We start from the raw sequence: 16,184 nt of genomic DNA on the forward strand, positions 1-16,184 counted from the left end.
TTGTTATGTTAGTTAGTATCTATCGCTACAACCCTGAAAAGGATGCAGCGCCGTTCATGCAAGACTATGAGATTGCTCTCCCTGCGGGAAAAGATCTTATGGTTCTGGATGTTCTGAACTTAGTAAAAGAGAAGGACGTATCGGTCTCATACCGCCGTTCTTGCCGTGAGGGCGTATGTGGCTCCGATGGCATGAACATTAATGGTAAGAACGGTTTGGCTTGTATTACGCCAATCTCTGAAGCAACAAAAGGCAAAATGGACAAGCTAGTGCTGCGTCCATTACCTGGTATGCCAGTTATTCGTGACTTGGTTATCGACATGTCTTTGTTCTACAAGCAGTACGAAAAGATCAAGCCTTACTTGGTGAACAATACACCAGCTCCGGCTATCGAACGTCTGCAAACTCCAGAAGAGCGTGAGAAGTTAGACGGTTTGTACGAGTGTATTCTGTGTGCATGCTGCTCAACCTCTTGCCCATCTTTCTGGTGGAACCCAGATAAGTTTGTTGGTCCTGCTGGCTTGTTGCAGGCATACCGTTTCTTAGCGGATAGCCGTGACACGATGACACAAGAACGATTGGCGGAATTGAGCGATCCATTCAGTGTTTTCCGTTGCCGTGGCATTATGAACTGTGTCAATGTGTGCCCTAAGGGTTTGAACCCAACTCGCGCCATTGGTCACATTCGTAATATGTTGCTTTCTCAGCAGCTGTAAAACGATATCACAGACCTTCTAGTGGTATTAGACGTAAGTTGGGCTGGACATACAGCCCACTTACGTTAACATTTTTTAAAAATAGAACTCACAAAGTCCTATTTTTGACTAAGCTAAATCTTTAGTTGAGGGAACGGGGCATCCCCGGTCATCTCAGAGGCCTCGCGATCTATCCGGTCGGCCCTCTATCTCGCCTTGCGCTAGAGTCGGTGCGTACACTCTGTGGGTGATTCCCTCGTTTATGTATTAAACAGGGTGGTCGTAAATGCACGAGCATACAATGGAGCAACTATGGAGTACTTCCCAGTTATCGGGAGGTAACGTTGCCTATATAGAAGAACTCTTCGAAACTTACCTTAGGGATCCTAATGAAGTGCCGGAAGAGTGGCGTAACTATTTTGATCAGTTACCCAGAGTTGATGAATCAACTTCAGTCGACACGCCCCATAAGCCCATTCGGGAACAATTTTTACTTCTTTCAAAAAATCAACACCGCTCTCGTCCAGCTTCACAAGGGTCGGTAAGTAGTGATTTCGAACGGAAGCAAGTTCAAGTTCTACAATTAATTAATGCGTATCGTGGCCGTGGTCACCAGCACGCTAAACTCGATCCATTAGGATTAATGGTTCGTGAATCTGTACCCGATTTAGATTTGCAGTTTCATGGGTTGTCCCGCGCAGATTTAGACACGGTATATCAGACTGGCTCGTTGTTTATTGGTCAGGCTGAAGCTCCTCTTAAAGACATCGTTGATGCATTAGAGCGCACCTACTGCAGTACCGTTGGCTCTGAATACATGCACATCGTTAACACTGTTGAGCAACGTTGGTTTCAACAACGTTTAGAAAGTGTACGTGCACACCCTAAATACGGTGAAGAAGTAAAACTACATTTACTTGAGCGCCTAACCGCAGCCGAAGGCTTAGAGAAATATTTAGGTTCACGTTACCCAGGTGTTAAGCGTTTTGGTTTGGAAGGCGGCGAAAGTTTAATTCCGTTAATGGATGAATTAATCCAACGTAGCGGAACTTACGGTGCTAAAGAAATTGTTATCGGTATGGCGCACCGTGGTCGTTTAAATACCTTGATTAACACCTTAGGTAAGAAAACGTCTGATTTATTCGATGAGTTTGATGGTAAGGCATCTTATCAATCTCATGGCGACGTTAAATACCATCAAGGCTTCTCTTCAAACGTAATGACGTCTGGCGGCGAAGTTCATTTGGCGTTGGCATTTAACCCATCGCATTTGGAAATCGTATCCCCAGTTGTTGAAGGTTCTGTTCGTGCGCGTCAAGATCGTCGTAAAGACAAAACTGGCGAAAAAGTTGTTCCCGTATTAATCCACGGTGATGCCGCTTTTGCTGGTCAGGGCGTTGTAATGGAAACCTTCCAGTTATCGCAAACACGTGCATACAAAACGGGTGGTACGATTCACATCGTAATCAACAACCAAGTTGGTTTTACCACGTCCAAACGTGAAGATGTTCGTTCCACGGAATATTGCACCGACGTAGCAAAAATCGTAGAAGCGCCAATTCTTCATGTTAATGGCGATGACCCTGAAGCAGTATTATTTGTGACTCAATTAGCGGTTGATTATCGCAACGAGTTCAAAAAAGACGTTGTAATCGATTTGGTTTGTTATCGCCGTCGTGGCCATAACGAAGCGGACGAGCCATCAGGTACTCAGCCATTAATGTACGCAAAAATTAAAGCGCAACCGACCACGCGTACTTTGTATGCCGAGCGATTAATTGCTGAAAGTACCCTGACAGAAGAGTACAGCAAGCAGTTGGAAGAAGAATATCGAACTGCACTGGATAATGGTCAACATGTGGTTAAAAGTTTGGTTAAAGAACCAAACACAGAATTGTTCGTAGATTGGACTCCTTATTTGGGCCACGAATGGACAACCAAAGCTGATACCACCTTCGACGTTAAGCGTTTGCAGGAATTAGCGCATCAAATGCAAGAAATCCCAGACGGATTTCAGGTGCAGCGCCAAGTTGAGAAAATTATGGAAGACCGTCGTCGTATGGCGGCGGGTGCTATGCCAATCAACTGGGGTTTTGCAGAAGTAATGGCTTATGCAACCTTGGTTGATCAAGGTCATGCCGTGCGTATTACTGGTCAGGATGTTGGTCGCGGTACGTTCTCGCATCGCCACGCAATTTTGCACAATCAGAAAGACGGCGTTGCTTATTCTCCAATCGCGAATTTGAGTGCGGACCAAGCCCCTTTTGAATTGTACGATTCGCTTTTATCTGAAGAAGCTGTGTTAGGTTTTGAATATGGCTATGCGACTACAACACCGGGAACATTGGTGATTTGGGAAGCTCAGTTTGGTGACTTTGCGAACGGCGCGCAGGTGGTATTCGACCAATTCATTTCCAGTGGTGAACACAAGTGGGGTCGCTTATGTGGCTTAACCATGTTGTTACCGCACGGTTATGAAGGTCAAGGCCCAGAACACTCTTCAGCTCGCTTAGAGCGCTATTTGCAATTATGTGCGGAACACAATGTTCAGATTTGTGTCCCTTCTACACCAGCTCAGGTTTATCACATGATTCGTCGTCAGGCGATTCGTCCGTTGCGTAAGCCGCTAGTGGTTATGTCTCCTAAGAGTTTGTTGCGTCATAAGTTAGCGACAAGCACATTGGAAGAATTAACCGATGGTCGTTTCCGCACTTGTCTGGATGAGATTGATCAGATCGAGCCGGAAAAAGTAGATCGGATTTTAATGTGCTCCGGCAAAGTATATTACGACTTATTAGAACGTCGTCGCGCAGAAGAAATCGACAATATTGCGATTGTACGTATTGAACAGATTTATCCGTTCCCTGCGAAACAATTGACTAAACTACTATCTAAATTTACAAATGCTTCAGAGATTTATTGGGTGCAAGAAGAACCAATGAATATGGGAGCTTGGTTTAGTAGTCAGCATCATATGCGTCGTGTGGCGGAAGATTTAAATCCGAAACTACATTTGAAATACGCTGGTCGCGATTTATCTGCGTCGCCGGCTGCAGGTTACATGGCGCTGCATTTGAAGCAGCAAGAACAATTAATTCGTGACGCCCTAAATTTAGCGGGCTAGGCAAATCAGGAATATTAAGGAAAAACTAATGAGCATCGAAATTAAGGCACCCACTTTTCCTGAGTCAGTTGCGGATGGCACAGTGGCAACTTGGCATAAAAAGCCGGGCGAAGCAGTTCAGCGCGACGAGCTATTGGTCGATATTGAAACTGATAAAGTGGTACTTGAAGTAGTCGCACCTGCTGACGGTATGTTGAAGAACTTACTGAAAGAAGAGGGTGATGTTGTATTAAGTGATGAAGTTCTAGCTATTTTTGTTGAGGGTGCTGTTGAAGCGTCTGCTCCACAAACCTCGGCACCTGCTGCGGCTGCTTCAGCTGCACCGTCCGGCGACGTAATCATGAGTCCTGCGGCACGTAAAATTGCAGAAGAAAACGGTGTTCAGGCTGCTTCTATTGCTGCAACCGGTAAAGACGGCCGTGTCACCAAAGAAGACGTGCTAAATCATCTTAAAACAGGTGATAGTAAACCGGCAGCGCCAGCACCTAGTGCTGCCCCTGCGCCGAAGAAAGAAACACCAGCAGCCCCTGCTTTTGTCTCCGATGGTGAGCGAATTGAAAAACGCGTACCAATGACTCGTTTGCGTGCAACGATTGCTCGTCGTTTAGTCGAAGCGCAACAAACAGCAGCCATGCTGACAACGTACAACGAAGTGAATATGGCGCCAGTCATGGAGCTGCGTAAAAAGTACAAAGACCAGTTTGAGAAGAAGCACGGCGTTAAGCTTGGCTTTATGTCTTTCTTTGTGAAAGCGGCCACCGAGGCATTGAAGCGCTTCCCTGCGGTCAATGCGTCTATTGACGGCAATGATATGGTATATCACGGCTATCAGGATATTGGCGTTGCGGTATCAACTGAACGTGGTTTAGTTGTGCCTATTTTGCGCGACACCGATGGCATGGGATTAGCTGAAGTTGAAAGTACGATTGCAGATTTCGGCTTACGTGCTCGCGATGGCAAGTTGGGTATTGATGAAATGCAAGGTGGTACATTCACCATTTCTAATGGTGGTACTTTCGGTTCATTAATGTCTACGCCAATCCTAAATCCGCCACAAACGGCGATTATGGGAATGCACAAGATCCAAGAACGCCCAATGGCCGTTAACGGTCAGGTAGTTATTCTACCTATGATGTATTTGGCGCTGTCATATGATCACCGCATGATCGATGGCAAGGAAGCAGTTCAATTTTTGGTTACCATTAAAGACCTTCTGGAAGACCCAGCTCGTTTATTGCTAGACATTTAAGCAACGGGTATTTCAACAGTTAGGTTAAGGAATTACACATGAGCAAGAAGTTTGATGTCGTAGTGATCGGTGGCGGGCCAGCTGGTTACGTTGCGGCTATCCGCTGTGCACAATTAGGTTTAAGCACAGCCTGTATCGATAAATGGTTGAATAAAGAAAATAAACCTGTGTTTGGCGGTACCTGCTTAAACGTGGGCTGTATTCCTTCAAAAGCATTACTCGATAGCTCGCATAAATACGAAGAAGCCAAAGAAAAATTTGGTCTTCACGGTATTGCTGTTGGTGAAGTGTCGATGGACATCGGCGTGATGCTTAAGCGTAAAGAGCAGATTGTAAAAAATCTGACCATGGGCGTTGCTACCTTATTTAAAGCTAATGGTGTTACTCCATTAGAAGGTAAAGGCAAACTGCTAGCCGGTAAAAAAGTTGAATTTACCGATCACGCAGGTACGACTGAAATAATCGAAGCAAGCAACGTAATTATTGCTACTGGGTCTGTTCCGGTAAATATTCCACCGGCGCCTTTGTCGGGCAATATTGTTGTTGATTCGACGGGTGCGTTGGAATTTACCGAAGTGCCTAAGCGTTTAGGCGTTATTGGTGCTGGTGTTATTGGTTTGGAATTAGGCAGCGTATGGGGCCGTTTAGGTTCTGAAGTTGTTGTGCTAGAAGCACAAGATAACTTCCTACACTTAGTTGATCAAACCGTAGCCAAAGAAGCGCAAAAACTATTTACCAAGCAAGGTATGGATATCCGTGTTAGTGCACGTGTAACCGGTACTGAGTTGAAAGAAAATAGCGTTGTCGTTACTTTCCAAGACTCCGAAGGCGAGAAGTCAGAAGAGTTCGATAAATTAATTGTTGCTGTAGGTCGTCGTCCATTTACCGAAGGTTTATTGGCCGGTGACTCAGGCGTTAATATGGATGAGCGTGGCTTTATCCACGTTGATGAAACCTGCTCAACCGACGCTCCAGGCGTGTGGGCTGTAGGTGACGTTGTTCGTGGTCCAATGTTGGCGCATAAAGCATCTGAAGAAGGTGTGATGGTTGCTGAGCGTATTGCTGGCCATAAAGCGCAATTGAACTACGACGTAATTCCTTCTGTTATCTATACTCACCCAGAAATTGCTTGGGTTGGTAAAACCGAAGACCAACTAAAAGCAGCCGGTGAAAAATACAATGTAGGCATGTTCCCATTTGCTGCAAATGGTCGTGCTATGGCCTCTGCAGATACCGATGGTTTCGTTAAAATCATTGCTGATGCAGAAACCGACCGTATTTTGGGTGCTAGCGTGATTGGGCCAAATGCTGGTGATCTATGCCAGCAAATGGTGATTGCGATGGAGTTCGGCTCCAGTGCAGAAGACATTGGTATGATGGTGTTCTCACACCCAACCGTGTCTGAAGCGGTTCATGAAGCAGCGCTCGCTGTGAATAACCAAGCGATCCATAAAGCGAATCGCCGCACGAAGAAATAATACTAAGGCCCGGTTTACCGGGCCTTTGTTTTATGGCTGTATATACACCAGCATTAATTGAACAACAGGATAAAAGCGATGAACCTTCACGAATATCAGGGTAAACAGCTTTTCGCTCAGTATGGCCTACCAGTTTCTACTGGTTATGCAGCCAAAACTGCCGAAGAAGCTGCTGCAGCCGCCGACAAAATTGGTGGTGACCGTTGGGTTGTTAAAGCTCAAGTACACGCCGGTGGCCGCGGTAAAGCGGGCGGTGTAAAGCTCGTTTCCTCAAAAGAGGAAATCGCAGAGTTTGCTAATAAGTGGTTGGGAAAAAACCTACTAACTTATCAGACTGACGAAAAAGGCCAGCCGGTAAGTCGTATTCTGGTTGAATCGCTCACGGATATTGCACAAGAATTATACTTGGGCGCTGTCGTTGACCGTTCAAGTCGTCGCGTTGTTTTCATGGCGTCGACCGAAGGCGGTGTTGAAATTGAAAAAGTTGCACACGAAACGCCAGAAAAAATTCTAAAAGCAGAAATCGATCCGCTGGTTGGTGCACAGCCTTATCAAGGACGTGAATTAGCCTTCAAACTTGGTCTGGAAGGCAAACAAGTTAGCCAATTCGTTAAGATCTTTTTAGGCTTATCGAAGCTGTTCCACGAAAAAGATTTAGCATTGTTAGAAATTAACCCGCTGGTTGTTACCACAGCAGGCGATCTACATTGCCTAGATGCCAAATTGAATATCGACAGCAACGCTGTATATCGCCATAAAGATCTGCAAGAAATGCATGATCCTTCGCAAGAAGACGAGCGCGAAGCACACGCAGCGAAATTCGAATTAAACTACGTAGCACTCGATGGCAATATCGGCTGTATGGTTAACGGCGCAGGCCTAGCCATGGGCACCATGGACATTGTAAAGCTGCATGGTGGCAAGCCCGCTAACTTCCTCGACGTAGGCGGCGGTGCTACCAAAGAACGCGTTGTAGAAGCGTTTAAAATTATTCTATCTGATGAAAACGTAAAAGCTGTATTGATTAATATCTTCGGCGGTATCGTACGTTGCGACATGATTGCCGAAGGCGTTATCGGTGCCGTAAAAGAAGTCGGTGTGAAAGTACCGGTTGTTGTACGACTCGAAGGTAACAACGCTGAGTTAGGCTCTAAAGTACTGGCCGACAGCGGACTAAATATCATTGCAGCAACCAGCTTAGCGGATGCAGCAGAACAAGCAGTTAAAGCTGCGGAGGGCAAATAATGAGTATTTTAATTAATAAAGATACCAAGGTTATTTGCCAAGGCTTCACTGGTTCACAGGGTACATTCCACTCTGAACAAGCCATTGCCTACGGTACAAAAATGGTTGGCGGCGTTACCCCAGGTAAAGGCGGTCAAACGCATTTAGGTTTGCCAGTATTTAATACCGTAGCCGATGCCGTTGCTGCTACCGGCGCAGAAGCTTCAGTTATTTATGTTCCGGCTGCATTCTGTAAAGACTCAATCCTTGAAGCAGCCAACGGCGGCATCAAATTGATTGTGTGTATTACCGAAGGTATTCCTACTTTGGACATGCTGGATGCAAAAGTTAAATGCGACGAATTAGGCGTGCGCCTCATCGGACCAAACTGCCCAGGTGTTATCACTCCAGGCGAATGTAAAATCGGCATTATGCCGGGCCACATTCATCTGCCGGGTAAGGTCGGTATTGTTTCTCGCTCTGGTACATTAACGTACGAAGCGGTTAAACAAACCACAGATTACGGCTTTGGCCAATCAACCTGTGTTGGTATTGGTGGCGACCCAATTCCTGGTAGTAACTTCATCGATATTTTGAAGTTATTCCAAGAAGATCCAAAAACCGAAGCCATTGTTATGATCGGTGAGATTGGTGGTACTGCAGAAGAAGAAGCCGCAGCGTATATCAAAGCTAACGTGACTAAGCCTGTTGTCTCCTATATTGCTGGTGTAACAGCACCTCCAGGTAAGCGTATGGGCCATGCCGGTGCGATTATCTCTGGCGGCAAAGGCACAGCAGACGAGAAGTTTGCCGCGCTGAACGATGCCGGTGTTGCAACGTGTAAAAGCCTTGCAGACATTGGTAAAACACTAAAAGAACTCACCGGCTGGTAAGTTAATTAGCGTTTTAAAAAGCCCGCTATCTGCAAAGATCGCGGGCTTTTTTGTGGGTGTTTATTACTGCAAATAATCTAATGGACTGGTTGTGCCCGCAAAATGCTGCCCCAATACGTGAGTGTAAATTTGTGTTGTGGCAACATCACTATGGCCTAACAACTCCTGAACTGTTCGAATATCTCTGCCGTTTCTCAATAACTCTGTCGCAAAACTGTGCCTAAATGTGTGGCATGTAATCCGTTTCGTCAGAATACCACTGCTGGCAACGGCTTTGCTTAGCGCCTTGCGCGCAACGGAAGCGTCCAAATGATGTCGGCATAGAATCCCAGAAAGAGGATGGCGACATAGCGTGGCTGAAGGAAATAAAAACATCCATGCAGGCTGCCGATAAGCATGAGTATACTTTCTCCCTAACGCCCTTGGCATAGAAGGGCCAACTCCCTCCGTATTATCTTTTTGCTGAATCTTAATCGCACTTTGTACAAATTCATCACAAAGAGGTTTAAGGCTTACTGGAAGAATCGTTGTACGATCCTTGTTCCCTTTGCCGTCGTGAACAGAGAGCGAGCCATGTTCAAAATCTAAATCTTTTAACCTCAATCTCATACATTCAGAAATACGCAGCCCTGATCCAAACAGAAGCGAAAATATCAGCCGATCACGAGGATTCATGCAATTAAGAATTTTACCAACGTCATTTGACGAAATGACCGTAGGTAAACGCTGGGGCTTAGTTGCATATGTAAAACCCAGATCCCCAAGCGGCTGATTAAGATACTTGTTGTACAGAAAAGCCAGTGAATTTAACGCAACCTTCTGAGTGTTGATCGAGACATCACGTTTATTAGAAAGGAAGCTTAAGAACATAACCACATGTTCGGCACCTAACTCCGTTGGGTGTCGTAACCTATGAAAGCGGATATAAAAACGAATCCAATAGATGTAGGTGTTTTCAGTACGAATACTGTACCCATTTAAGCGCATAAACTGACGTATATCAGTGAGGAATTTGCTCTTGGCCATCCGTGACCTCCATTTGTAAAGGTGTACTGGTTATTTATACAGTGTATTTTTGCAAAGGCAAGAAACTGTGGCACACTTTACAAATCGGGTTGCACGCTTTGCCAGTGGGTGATAGCTTAAACCCAACTTAAATCAATAAGTTACAAACTTGGTTTACAAGTTAGTGTGCCATACAAAACCGAAATAGTGTGCGCGCACACTTTCACAGAATGGATTAGCAGTGTAATGGAATATGCCCCTTTTAAAACAATGAGTTACGATCAAATTGGAACTTTGTCAAAACCGGCAAAGTGTGCCGGCACACTATTAAGCTGTTATAGCTCTCCAGCATTGGGAGTATGAGGAATATGGATTTTTCAACGAGCGACAAAGTAAACGACTTCCTTTCTGATATACAGTCCATATCCTCTGAGCAGTTTGATATGGTGATTGCAATAAGGGATATCTTCTTAAAGGCTAATGAAGAATTAGTTGAAGGAATTAAATATGATGGTTTGGTCTTTAATGTGTCAAATATATTGGTTGGTGGCATTTATACATACAAAGAACATATTTCAATCGAATTCAGTAATGGGGCTAACTTTATAGATACTGACTCTGTTTTGGAAGGTAGTGGTAAAAAGAGGCGCCACCTAAAGATATACGAAAGTGACGATATTTCTCAAAAAAATATCGCGTACTTTGTAAATCAAGCAGTGAATAACTAAAGGAAAATATCGAATGGTAAAATTCGGATACACAATCAATTATGTATGTGATGTCGATATGGCTTTGACATTCTTTGAAAAAGCATTTGAAATGAAACGACGCTTTATCACTGACGAAAATGACTATGGGGAATTGGATTCTGGTGAAACAACTCTAGCCTTCGCATCTCATGAGTTAGGGCTATCAAATTTTTCTGGCGGGTATATAAGCTCTACGGAATCTGATAAACCATTAGGCATAGAAATAGCGCTCGTAACCGCTGATGTTAGTGGCCTCCATCAGCGTGCAATACAATATGGTGCTGTTGAGTTAAAGTCGCCTGAAACAAAACCTTGGGGGCAGATTGTTTCCTACATTCGTTGTCCGTCTGGCATCTTAATCGAATTATGTACCCCGATTCAAAACTAAGCTATAACAAGGCATTGCAGCGGTTAAACCGCTGAATGCAGCGTTAGAGCGCAGGAGACCGGCATGGAAGAAGCCCGCTACGCAACAGAGTTGGACGCGCCGATTTTAGCGGAACTGAACCAAGAGATGATCGAAGCGTCCGGTCACAAGACGGATCTTGATCGGCAGGCGTTAGAATAGCGTATGAGGTCTTGGTTGGCTCTCCGTGACTATGAGTGCGTCCTGTTTTTCCGGTCAATCGTGCCGATTGGATATGCCTTGTTCAGAGGTGGCTCCGAGATTCACCTGCGTCAGTTTTTGATCAGGCAACCGTATCGCCGCGGAGGTGTTGGACGTAGCGCGTTCAGGTTCCTGACAGGAGAGGTGTGGAGTAGCGCGCATGCCGTGCAGCTTGATGTTCATTCGGACAACTACGTGGCACTATCGTTCTGGCGTAGCCTAGGGTTTCAAGGGCAGCCGGAGGCGATGCGGCTTACTATCGCCTCTAACAACAGCTTGAACACGGACCGGCTTTTCCACTGGCGTTCCAAAGCCGCCCGGTTAAGCTGAGCGTTAGCAGGAAGTAGCTCATGGACATAGCGAAAGCTACAAAAAGCAGTGACTGGACCAACGCTTCAGAAATTCTGTGTCGAGTCGTCGATCGTCTAGCGCATTTAGGTCGGCATTTGTGGACGATGGATCAAGTATCGATGCAGGGTCTGAAAGAGTCCTACAGTCTGGAGGACCTTCACTTTTTGATGCTAAATGATAGGCGCATTGGAGTGGTCTTCCTTCAAGAGTCCGATCCAATGTTTTGGCCTGAAATCAATGAGAATGATAGTTTGTTCGTACACAAACTCGCTCTCGATCCAACTTTTCAGGGCAAAGGAAACGGGATAATAGCTGTCTCAAAGGTTCTTCGAGCTGCCGATGCTAGAGGCCTTAGCTGGCTTCGCTTGGACTGTGACGACCGGTCAGAACTCCATCGCTTCTACCAGCAGTGCGGCTTCGACTTTGTAGATTTAAAAGAAATGCCGAACTTTAAGGTGGCTAGATATCAACTGCTAACAAGTACAGGCAAGCGACGCCAAAAAGCGGCGCGCCTGCTGTAGGCGTTAAGCATACTCAGTATCAAAATTGGAGTTTGAATGAAAGATTTGGATGATCACAAGAAAGTAGCTGTACTAATTGACGCAGATAACGCTCAATATTCGAAAGTGAAAGCAATCTTGGACGAGATATCGGCGCATGGGCATGTTGTAATAAAAAGAGCGTACGGAGACTGGTCTAGTGAATATCTCAAAAATTGGAAGCAATCTTTAAATGAATTGGCAATTCAGCCAATTCAGCAATTTGCTTACACAACAGGTAAGAATTCTACAGACGCATCAATGATTATTGACGCAATGGATTTGCTCTATTCTGGAAAATTTGATGCTTTCGCACTGGTTTCGAGTGACAGTGACTTTACAAAGCTTGCCTCTCGGCTTAGAGAGTCAGAAATATTTGTTTTTGGTGTCGGTGAAAAGAAGACGCCAATTTCATTTAGAAATGCCTGTGACGATTTCATTTTCACGGAAAACCTAGGTGCTGAATCATCGCCAGCCCCTGAATCAGAGCCTGTAGTTCACGAAGTCACCACGTCAGAGAAAGCGAGCACTTCAGAGTTGGTGCCTCTGCTTAAGAAAGCGTGGGAGCAATACCAAGATGATGAAGGCTGGGCAAACGTAGCATCTGCGGGGTCGTTTGTTAAACGATCAACGCCTGATTTTGACCCAAGAACCTATGGGGCAACAAAGTTGCCTGAGATTATTCAGAGCCTCAGCAGTGATTTTGAAATGAAGAAGTATAAAGGCAAGGGCACAGTGAATATCGTTGCTTATAAACCCAAAAATGCTTAACAAGGTGCTGTAGTCGCTGCGCTGGGACCTCCGTTACGCTGCGCTGCACTGCGGCCCCTAAGCACGGCGTTAAGCTGAGTAAGGAGATTTAAATGCAATCAACCAATATTGAAAAGAACTACGCATTACTACGTGGATTTAATTGGTTTTTGTCGATCTTGATATTCTCCGGTGCAATTCTATTGCTATTAAAATCAAGCTCAGGAAACCTGTATACATTGATGGGTGGGCTATTCGTTTTAGGCCTTTCAGCTAACTACTTTGGTTCAGCCGTTGCTATTAATCCAAACTTGACAACCATACTTGGCTATCCCTTAGTTGTAGGAAGGAGTCTACGAAAAATATTACTAGTTAGTAACGTCTTGCTCTCTCTGCTTGGCCTGGGGATCATAATTGCGTGTATTGCTACCCAGCAATATCCGGCAAGTATATCTGGCGTCTTGTACCTTGCGGTGTCTGGGCTCAACGTAGTGGCGCTTCGGCATGGCACCGCCTAACAAACCGCTGAAATTCGTTGCGGTCACAAAAAGCGTGGCCTTTACTAGGACTCGCTTCGCTCGCCTTCTAGCGGGGCGTTATGTGCTTAAGAATCGAGGCTCCGCATGAGTAGAAAACAATTTATAGAATCTCAAGGGGCAACCTGTAAGAACTGGAACTGGAGCTGGTCGTTTATCAATGATGCGGAAAAGCTCATCATTTTTGGTGCCTGGGATGTTAATGATGACGGGAATATGACCCTCATTTTCAGCGAAGATTGGGAAATTAGTCCTAAGGGTGGTAAGCAGCCCGGTTATCCTCAGTCACGAGAACATATCAGGTTGATTGAGGAAGAAGGCTACCAGCTCAAAACCTTCCCGATGGAATATATGGCAGCAAGTGAAGAAGATGGCGCACCAGCAAAAATCAAAGGCTTTACGCCAAAGCTGACCGAAAAAACATTAGTCCGCATTGATAATAGTTGGTACGCGTCCGACGAAACACAAGGAACTCGTTTACCCGAGGAAGTAGATCCCAAGGAAGTATTTAAAGAAGGTGCTTCTAAAACTGTAACAGTTAATCAGTATGAACGGAGCGCAGAAGCAAGGTCAAAATGCCTAACTCATCATGGCTATAAATGCGCAGTATGCTCATTCGATTTTGAAGAAACATATGGTGAAATTGGTAAGAACTATATTCATGTTCACCACATTGTGCCAATTTCAGAAATCAGAAAGGAATATGAACTCAATCCTGTAACAGAGTTGGTTCCTGTGTGCCCTAACTGTCATGCAATGATTCACATCACGCGTCCTGCGTTGAGCATTCAGCAATTGAGGCAAATAATTGAAAGCCGCACATAACAAGGCAAATCCAGCCGACGCCAAAAAGCGGCGCGGCTGATTTGCGACGTTATAAAAAATCGTCAATCGAGGAATTCATGTGAGTTATGCTAAGTTAAATATAGGTGACGTAGATCCTGATCATGGCGTTGAAATTAAAGCTGTTATAGAAAAGAGTGCCGATACAATTGTTTATATTGATATTTATGACAATATTATGTGGAAGGTCAATAGGCAGTTACCGGAAGATATTAGCGCAGTCTTAAATCAGGTTGCAATTCAAGAGGCAAAATCTGAATTTCTGGCAGGCACGCCATACTTATTTAGTTGTAGAAAATTGCTAGCTGAAGCATTGAGTAGGGCTTTTATGCGAAATGATTTAGTAATGGCAACGTCCCTAATAAATGAGGCAAAGCAACATATAGCACAAAAAAATAGAGAGCTGGGGAGGCAGTGGTTTTATAGTTCTGCATATATTTCTGTCTCAGTATTATTTTTATTGTATTTGGCGTCTCTTCTTCTGAAAGAATACATAGAAATTTTAAATTCAGAAATATTTCTATCCTTTATAATTGGAGGTGTGGGCGCTCTGATGTCCATAGTAACCCGAACATCTAATATTAAAATTAACGCAACTGAAGGAAAGGTAGCACATATTCTTGATGGAATGTCTCGGATCGTAGCAGGCTGTATCGGTGGTTTTTTTATGGCACTTTTAGTGAAGTCAGGCCTTATTTTCGGTGGCGAGGTATATCAAAATAACGAGTATTACCTAGTTCTTGCTGTTGCTTTACTCGCTGGTGCCAGCGAAAGGTTAGTGCCGAGTCTTATTAATAAATTAAGTCGAGAGACTTCAGAAAGTGAATCTGGCAGCGTATAACAAGTCAATCAACTACGCGCCTGATCTTCCCCCGATTTAACGGACACCAACATCTAACAGATGAGGTGTCCAATGCCAAAATACACAAAGCCAAGAAAGACGTGGCAGTACTCAAATGAATTCAAAGTTAAAGCCGTTCAGTTAAGTTTGATTGAAGGTATTCAGGTTAAGGAAGTCGCCGTTACTCTCGACATTCATCCGTTTATGCTGTCACGATGGCGAAAAGAATATCGTGAAGGCAAAATCGTGGCAGATAAACGAAAGAAAGTAACTGAAGTATCTTCTAAGCAAGAGAAGGAACTCTCGAAAGTTAAGCGATTAGAAGCTGAAAATCGCAAGCTTAAGCAGGAGAATGACCTACTAAAAAAGTGGCAACGGTTTCTTGCGGAGGAACATCAGCAAGGTATCGATTCATCGAAAGATTCGGACTAGATCTGGGGATTAAATCGTTGTGCTTTTGGCTCGGTGTCTCTCGAAGTGGTTATTACGATTGGCGTAAGCGCGAAGATTCGAGCCGCACAAGTGAAGATGCACTACTAAAGATTGAAATTCAGAAAGTGTATGACAAGGTCGAAGGGCGCTACGGCAGCCCTAGAGTTTGGAAAGCACTGCAAAACCAAGGATTTTGCGTCAGCAGGAAGCGTATAGCGCGCTTGATGCAAGAGATGGGCTTAATCGCGCGCGTTACTCGAGTAACCTACCGAGCACCCGGCATGAGGCGTTTCCTTGCCTCTGGTGAAAATCTAAGATCCGATGGTGCGGTGCCTGAAGCAAAGAACAAAGTATGGGTTGCGGATGTGACGTATCTCAAAGTAAAGAAGCAGTGGCATTACTTGTCAGCGGTCATGGATCTTCACTCACGGCGCATTGTTGGTTGGAGCTTAGATACGAAAAGAACGACGGAAGTAACCAAAAGAACATTGGCAACTGCTATAAAGAAAAGAAAGCCAGAGAAGGGACTTATGCTGCACACGGATCGAGGTGTTGAGTACAGAGGAGCCGAATACCAAAAGGATCTTAAACGGCATGGCATCTTACATAGTTTGAGCCGCCCAGGTAAATGTACTGACAATGCTCATATGGAATCATTCTTTCATACATTGAAAGCAGAATTAATCCGATGCACGAACTTCCAATCAGGCGAAGAATTGAAGTATGCTTTGGGACGTTACATTAATGATTTTTATAATCGAAAGCGGCTGCATTCGGGATTGGTTATTGTTCACCGATGGAATACGAGCGAATAGCAGCATGAAAATTCATGTGTCCGTTTTATCGGGGCAAGATCACGCAGCGTTAA

The 16,184-nt window shown here is 44.8% G+C and carries 15 protein-coding genes and 1 pseudogene; 15 read left to right on the forward strand and 1 reads right to left on the reverse strand.

The window, feature by feature from the left end; translation table 11 throughout:
- Nucleotides 1-5 precede the first annotated feature (5 nt).
- From TOL_RS07200 to sucD, 6 genes are all read left to right on the forward strand, one after another.
- Nucleotides 6-716: a succinate dehydrogenase iron-sulfur subunit gene (locus TOL_RS07200; RefSeq protein WP_015486651.1), complete on the forward strand. Its 711-nt coding sequence runs from the start codon at nt 6-8 to the stop codon at nt 714-716.
- 265 nt (nt 717-981) lie between these two features.
- Nucleotides 982-3,819, forward strand: a complete 2,838-nt coding sequence (locus tag TOL_RS07205) for a 2-oxoglutarate dehydrogenase E1 component (protein WP_015486652.1) — start codon at nt 982-984, stop codon at nt 3,817-3,819.
- Nucleotides 3,820-3,847: 28 nt separating this feature from the next.
- Entirely contained in the window at nt 3,848-5,068 is a 1,221-nt protein-coding gene (gene odhB / locus TOL_RS07210; protein WP_015486653.1) for a 2-oxoglutarate dehydrogenase complex dihydrolipoyllysine-residue succinyltransferase, read from the forward strand.
- Nucleotides 5,069-5,106: 38 nt separating this feature from the next.
- On the forward strand, nt 5,107-6,546 hold the full coding sequence (lpdA, locus tag TOL_RS07215; protein ID WP_015486654.1) for a dihydrolipoyl dehydrogenase: 1,440 nt from the start codon (nt 5,107-5,109) through the stop codon (nt 6,544-6,546).
- A gap of 78 nt (nt 6,547-6,624) precedes the next feature.
- Nucleotides 6,625-7,791, forward strand: coding sequence for an ADP-forming succinate--CoA ligase subunit beta (gene sucC, locus TOL_RS07220; RefSeq protein WP_015486655.1), 1,167 nt, complete (start codon nt 6,625-6,627; stop codon nt 7,789-7,791).
- Nucleotides 7,791-8,663 (forward strand): succinate--CoA ligase subunit alpha, encoded by an 873-nt coding sequence (gene sucD, locus TOL_RS07225; protein WP_015486656.1) that lies wholly within the window; start codon nt 7,791-7,793, stop codon nt 8,661-8,663. Before sucC ends, sucD begins: the two co-directional genes overlap by 1 nt.
- Nucleotides 8,664-8,726: 63 nt before the next feature.
- Here sucD and TOL_RS07230 read toward each other — a convergent pair whose 3' ends face one another.
- Complete coding sequence (locus tag TOL_RS07230) at nt 8,727-9,689, reverse strand: integron integrase (RefSeq protein ID WP_015486657.1); 963 nt, start codon at nt 9,687-9,689, stop codon at nt 8,727-8,729.
- Nucleotides 9,690-10,036: 347 nt separating this feature from the next.
- Between TOL_RS07230 and TOL_RS07235 the strand changes: the two genes are divergently transcribed.
- The 9 genes and pseudogenes from TOL_RS07235 (at nt 10,037) to TOL_RS07280 (ending at nt 16,139) form a co-directional block, all read left to right on the forward strand.
- Nucleotides 10,037-10,396, forward strand: coding sequence for a DUF1801 domain-containing protein (locus TOL_RS07235; RefSeq protein WP_015486658.1), 360 nt, complete (start codon nt 10,037-10,039; stop codon nt 10,394-10,396).
- Between the two features lie 13 nt (nt 10,397-10,409).
- Entirely contained in the window at nt 10,410-10,805 is a 396-nt protein-coding gene (locus TOL_RS07240; RefSeq protein WP_015486659.1) for a VOC family protein, read from the forward strand.
- Nucleotides 10,806-10,988: 183 nt separating this feature from the next.
- Complete coding sequence (locus TOL_RS19500) at nt 10,989-11,354, forward strand: GNAT family N-acetyltransferase (RefSeq protein WP_041588440.1); 366 nt, start codon at nt 10,989-10,991, stop codon at nt 11,352-11,354.
- Nucleotides 11,355-11,374: 20 nt separating this feature from the next.
- Nucleotides 11,375-11,896, forward strand: coding sequence for a GNAT family N-acetyltransferase (locus TOL_RS07250; RefSeq protein WP_015486661.1), 522 nt, complete (start codon nt 11,375-11,377; stop codon nt 11,894-11,896).
- Nucleotides 11,897-11,932: 36 nt separating this feature from the next.
- Nucleotides 11,933-12,685, forward strand: a complete 753-nt coding sequence (locus TOL_RS07255; RefSeq protein WP_015486662.1) for an NYN domain-containing protein — start codon at nt 11,933-11,935, stop codon at nt 12,683-12,685.
- Between the two features lie 92 nt (nt 12,686-12,777).
- On the forward strand, nt 12,778-13,182 hold the full coding sequence (locus TOL_RS07260) for a hypothetical protein (RefSeq protein ID WP_015486663.1): 405 nt from the start codon (nt 12,778-12,780) through the stop codon (nt 13,180-13,182).
- Between the two features lie 105 nt (nt 13,183-13,287).
- On the forward strand, nt 13,288-14,025 hold the full coding sequence (locus TOL_RS19265; RefSeq protein WP_015486664.1) for an HNH endonuclease: 738 nt from the start codon (nt 13,288-13,290) through the stop codon (nt 14,023-14,025).
- 79 nt (nt 14,026-14,104) lie between these two features.
- The gene (locus TOL_RS07270; RefSeq protein ID WP_015486665.1) at nt 14,105-14,884 is read left to right on the forward strand and encodes a hypothetical protein; all 780 of its coding nucleotides are present in this window, start codon (nt 14,105-14,107) and stop codon (nt 14,882-14,884) included.
- Nucleotides 14,885-14,956: 72 nt separating this feature from the next.
- A pseudogene (locus TOL_RS07280) lies at nt 14,957-16,139 on the forward strand (IS3 family transposase).
- Nucleotides 16,140-16,184 lie beyond the last annotated feature (45 nt).

It is taken from the genome of Thalassolituus oleivorans MIL-1, from assembly GCF_000355675.1.
GTDB classification, from domain to species: domain Bacteria; phylum Pseudomonadota; class Gammaproteobacteria; order Pseudomonadales; family Oceanobacteraceae; genus Thalassolituus; species Thalassolituus oleivorans.

Excerpts from the sequence above, each read along its gene's own strand:
- TOL_RS07235 (WP_015486658.1), top strand. The coding sequence starts at position 10,037 with ATGGATTTTTCAACGAGCGACAAAGTAAACGACTTCCTTTCTGATATA.
- TOL_RS19500 (WP_041588440.1), top strand. The coding sequence starts at position 10,989 with ATGAGGTCTTGGTTGGCTCTCCGTGACTATGAGTGCGTCCTGTTTTTC.
- TOL_RS07230 (WP_015486657.1), bottom strand. The coding sequence starts at position 9,689 with ATGGCCAAGAGCAAATTCCTCACTGATATACGTCAGTTTATGCGCTTA.
- TOL_RS07255 (WP_015486662.1), top strand. The coding sequence starts at position 11,933 with ATGAAAGATTTGGATGATCACAAGAAAGTAGCTGTACTAATTGACGCA.
- sucC (WP_015486655.1), top strand. The coding sequence starts at position 6,625 with ATGAACCTTCACGAATATCAGGGTAAACAGCTTTTCGCTCAGTATGGC.
- sucD (WP_015486656.1), top strand. The coding sequence starts at position 7,791 with ATGAGTATTTTAATTAATAAAGATACCAAGGTTATTTGCCAAGGCTTC.
- TOL_RS07205 (WP_015486652.1), top strand. The coding sequence starts at position 982 with ATGCACGAGCATACAATGGAGCAACTATGGAGTACTTCCCAGTTATCG.
- TOL_RS07250 (WP_015486661.1), top strand. The coding sequence starts at position 11,375 with ATGGACATAGCGAAAGCTACAAAAAGCAGTGACTGGACCAACGCTTCA.
- TOL_RS07260 (WP_015486663.1), top strand. The coding sequence starts at position 12,778 with ATGCAATCAACCAATATTGAAAAGAACTACGCATTACTACGTGGATTT.
- TOL_RS07240 (WP_015486659.1), top strand. The coding sequence starts at position 10,410 with ATGGTAAAATTCGGATACACAATCAATTATGTATGTGATGTCGATATG.
- TOL_RS19265 (WP_015486664.1), top strand. The coding sequence starts at position 13,288 with ATGAGTAGAAAACAATTTATAGAATCTCAAGGGGCAACCTGTAAGAAC.
- TOL_RS07200 (WP_015486651.1), top strand. The coding sequence starts at position 6 with ATGTTAGTTAGTATCTATCGCTACAACCCTGAAAAGGATGCAGCGCCG.
- lpdA (WP_015486654.1), top strand. The coding sequence starts at position 5,107 with ATGAGCAAGAAGTTTGATGTCGTAGTGATCGGTGGCGGGCCAGCTGGT.
- odhB (WP_015486653.1), top strand. The coding sequence starts at position 3,848 with ATGAGCATCGAAATTAAGGCACCCACTTTTCCTGAGTCAGTTGCGGAT.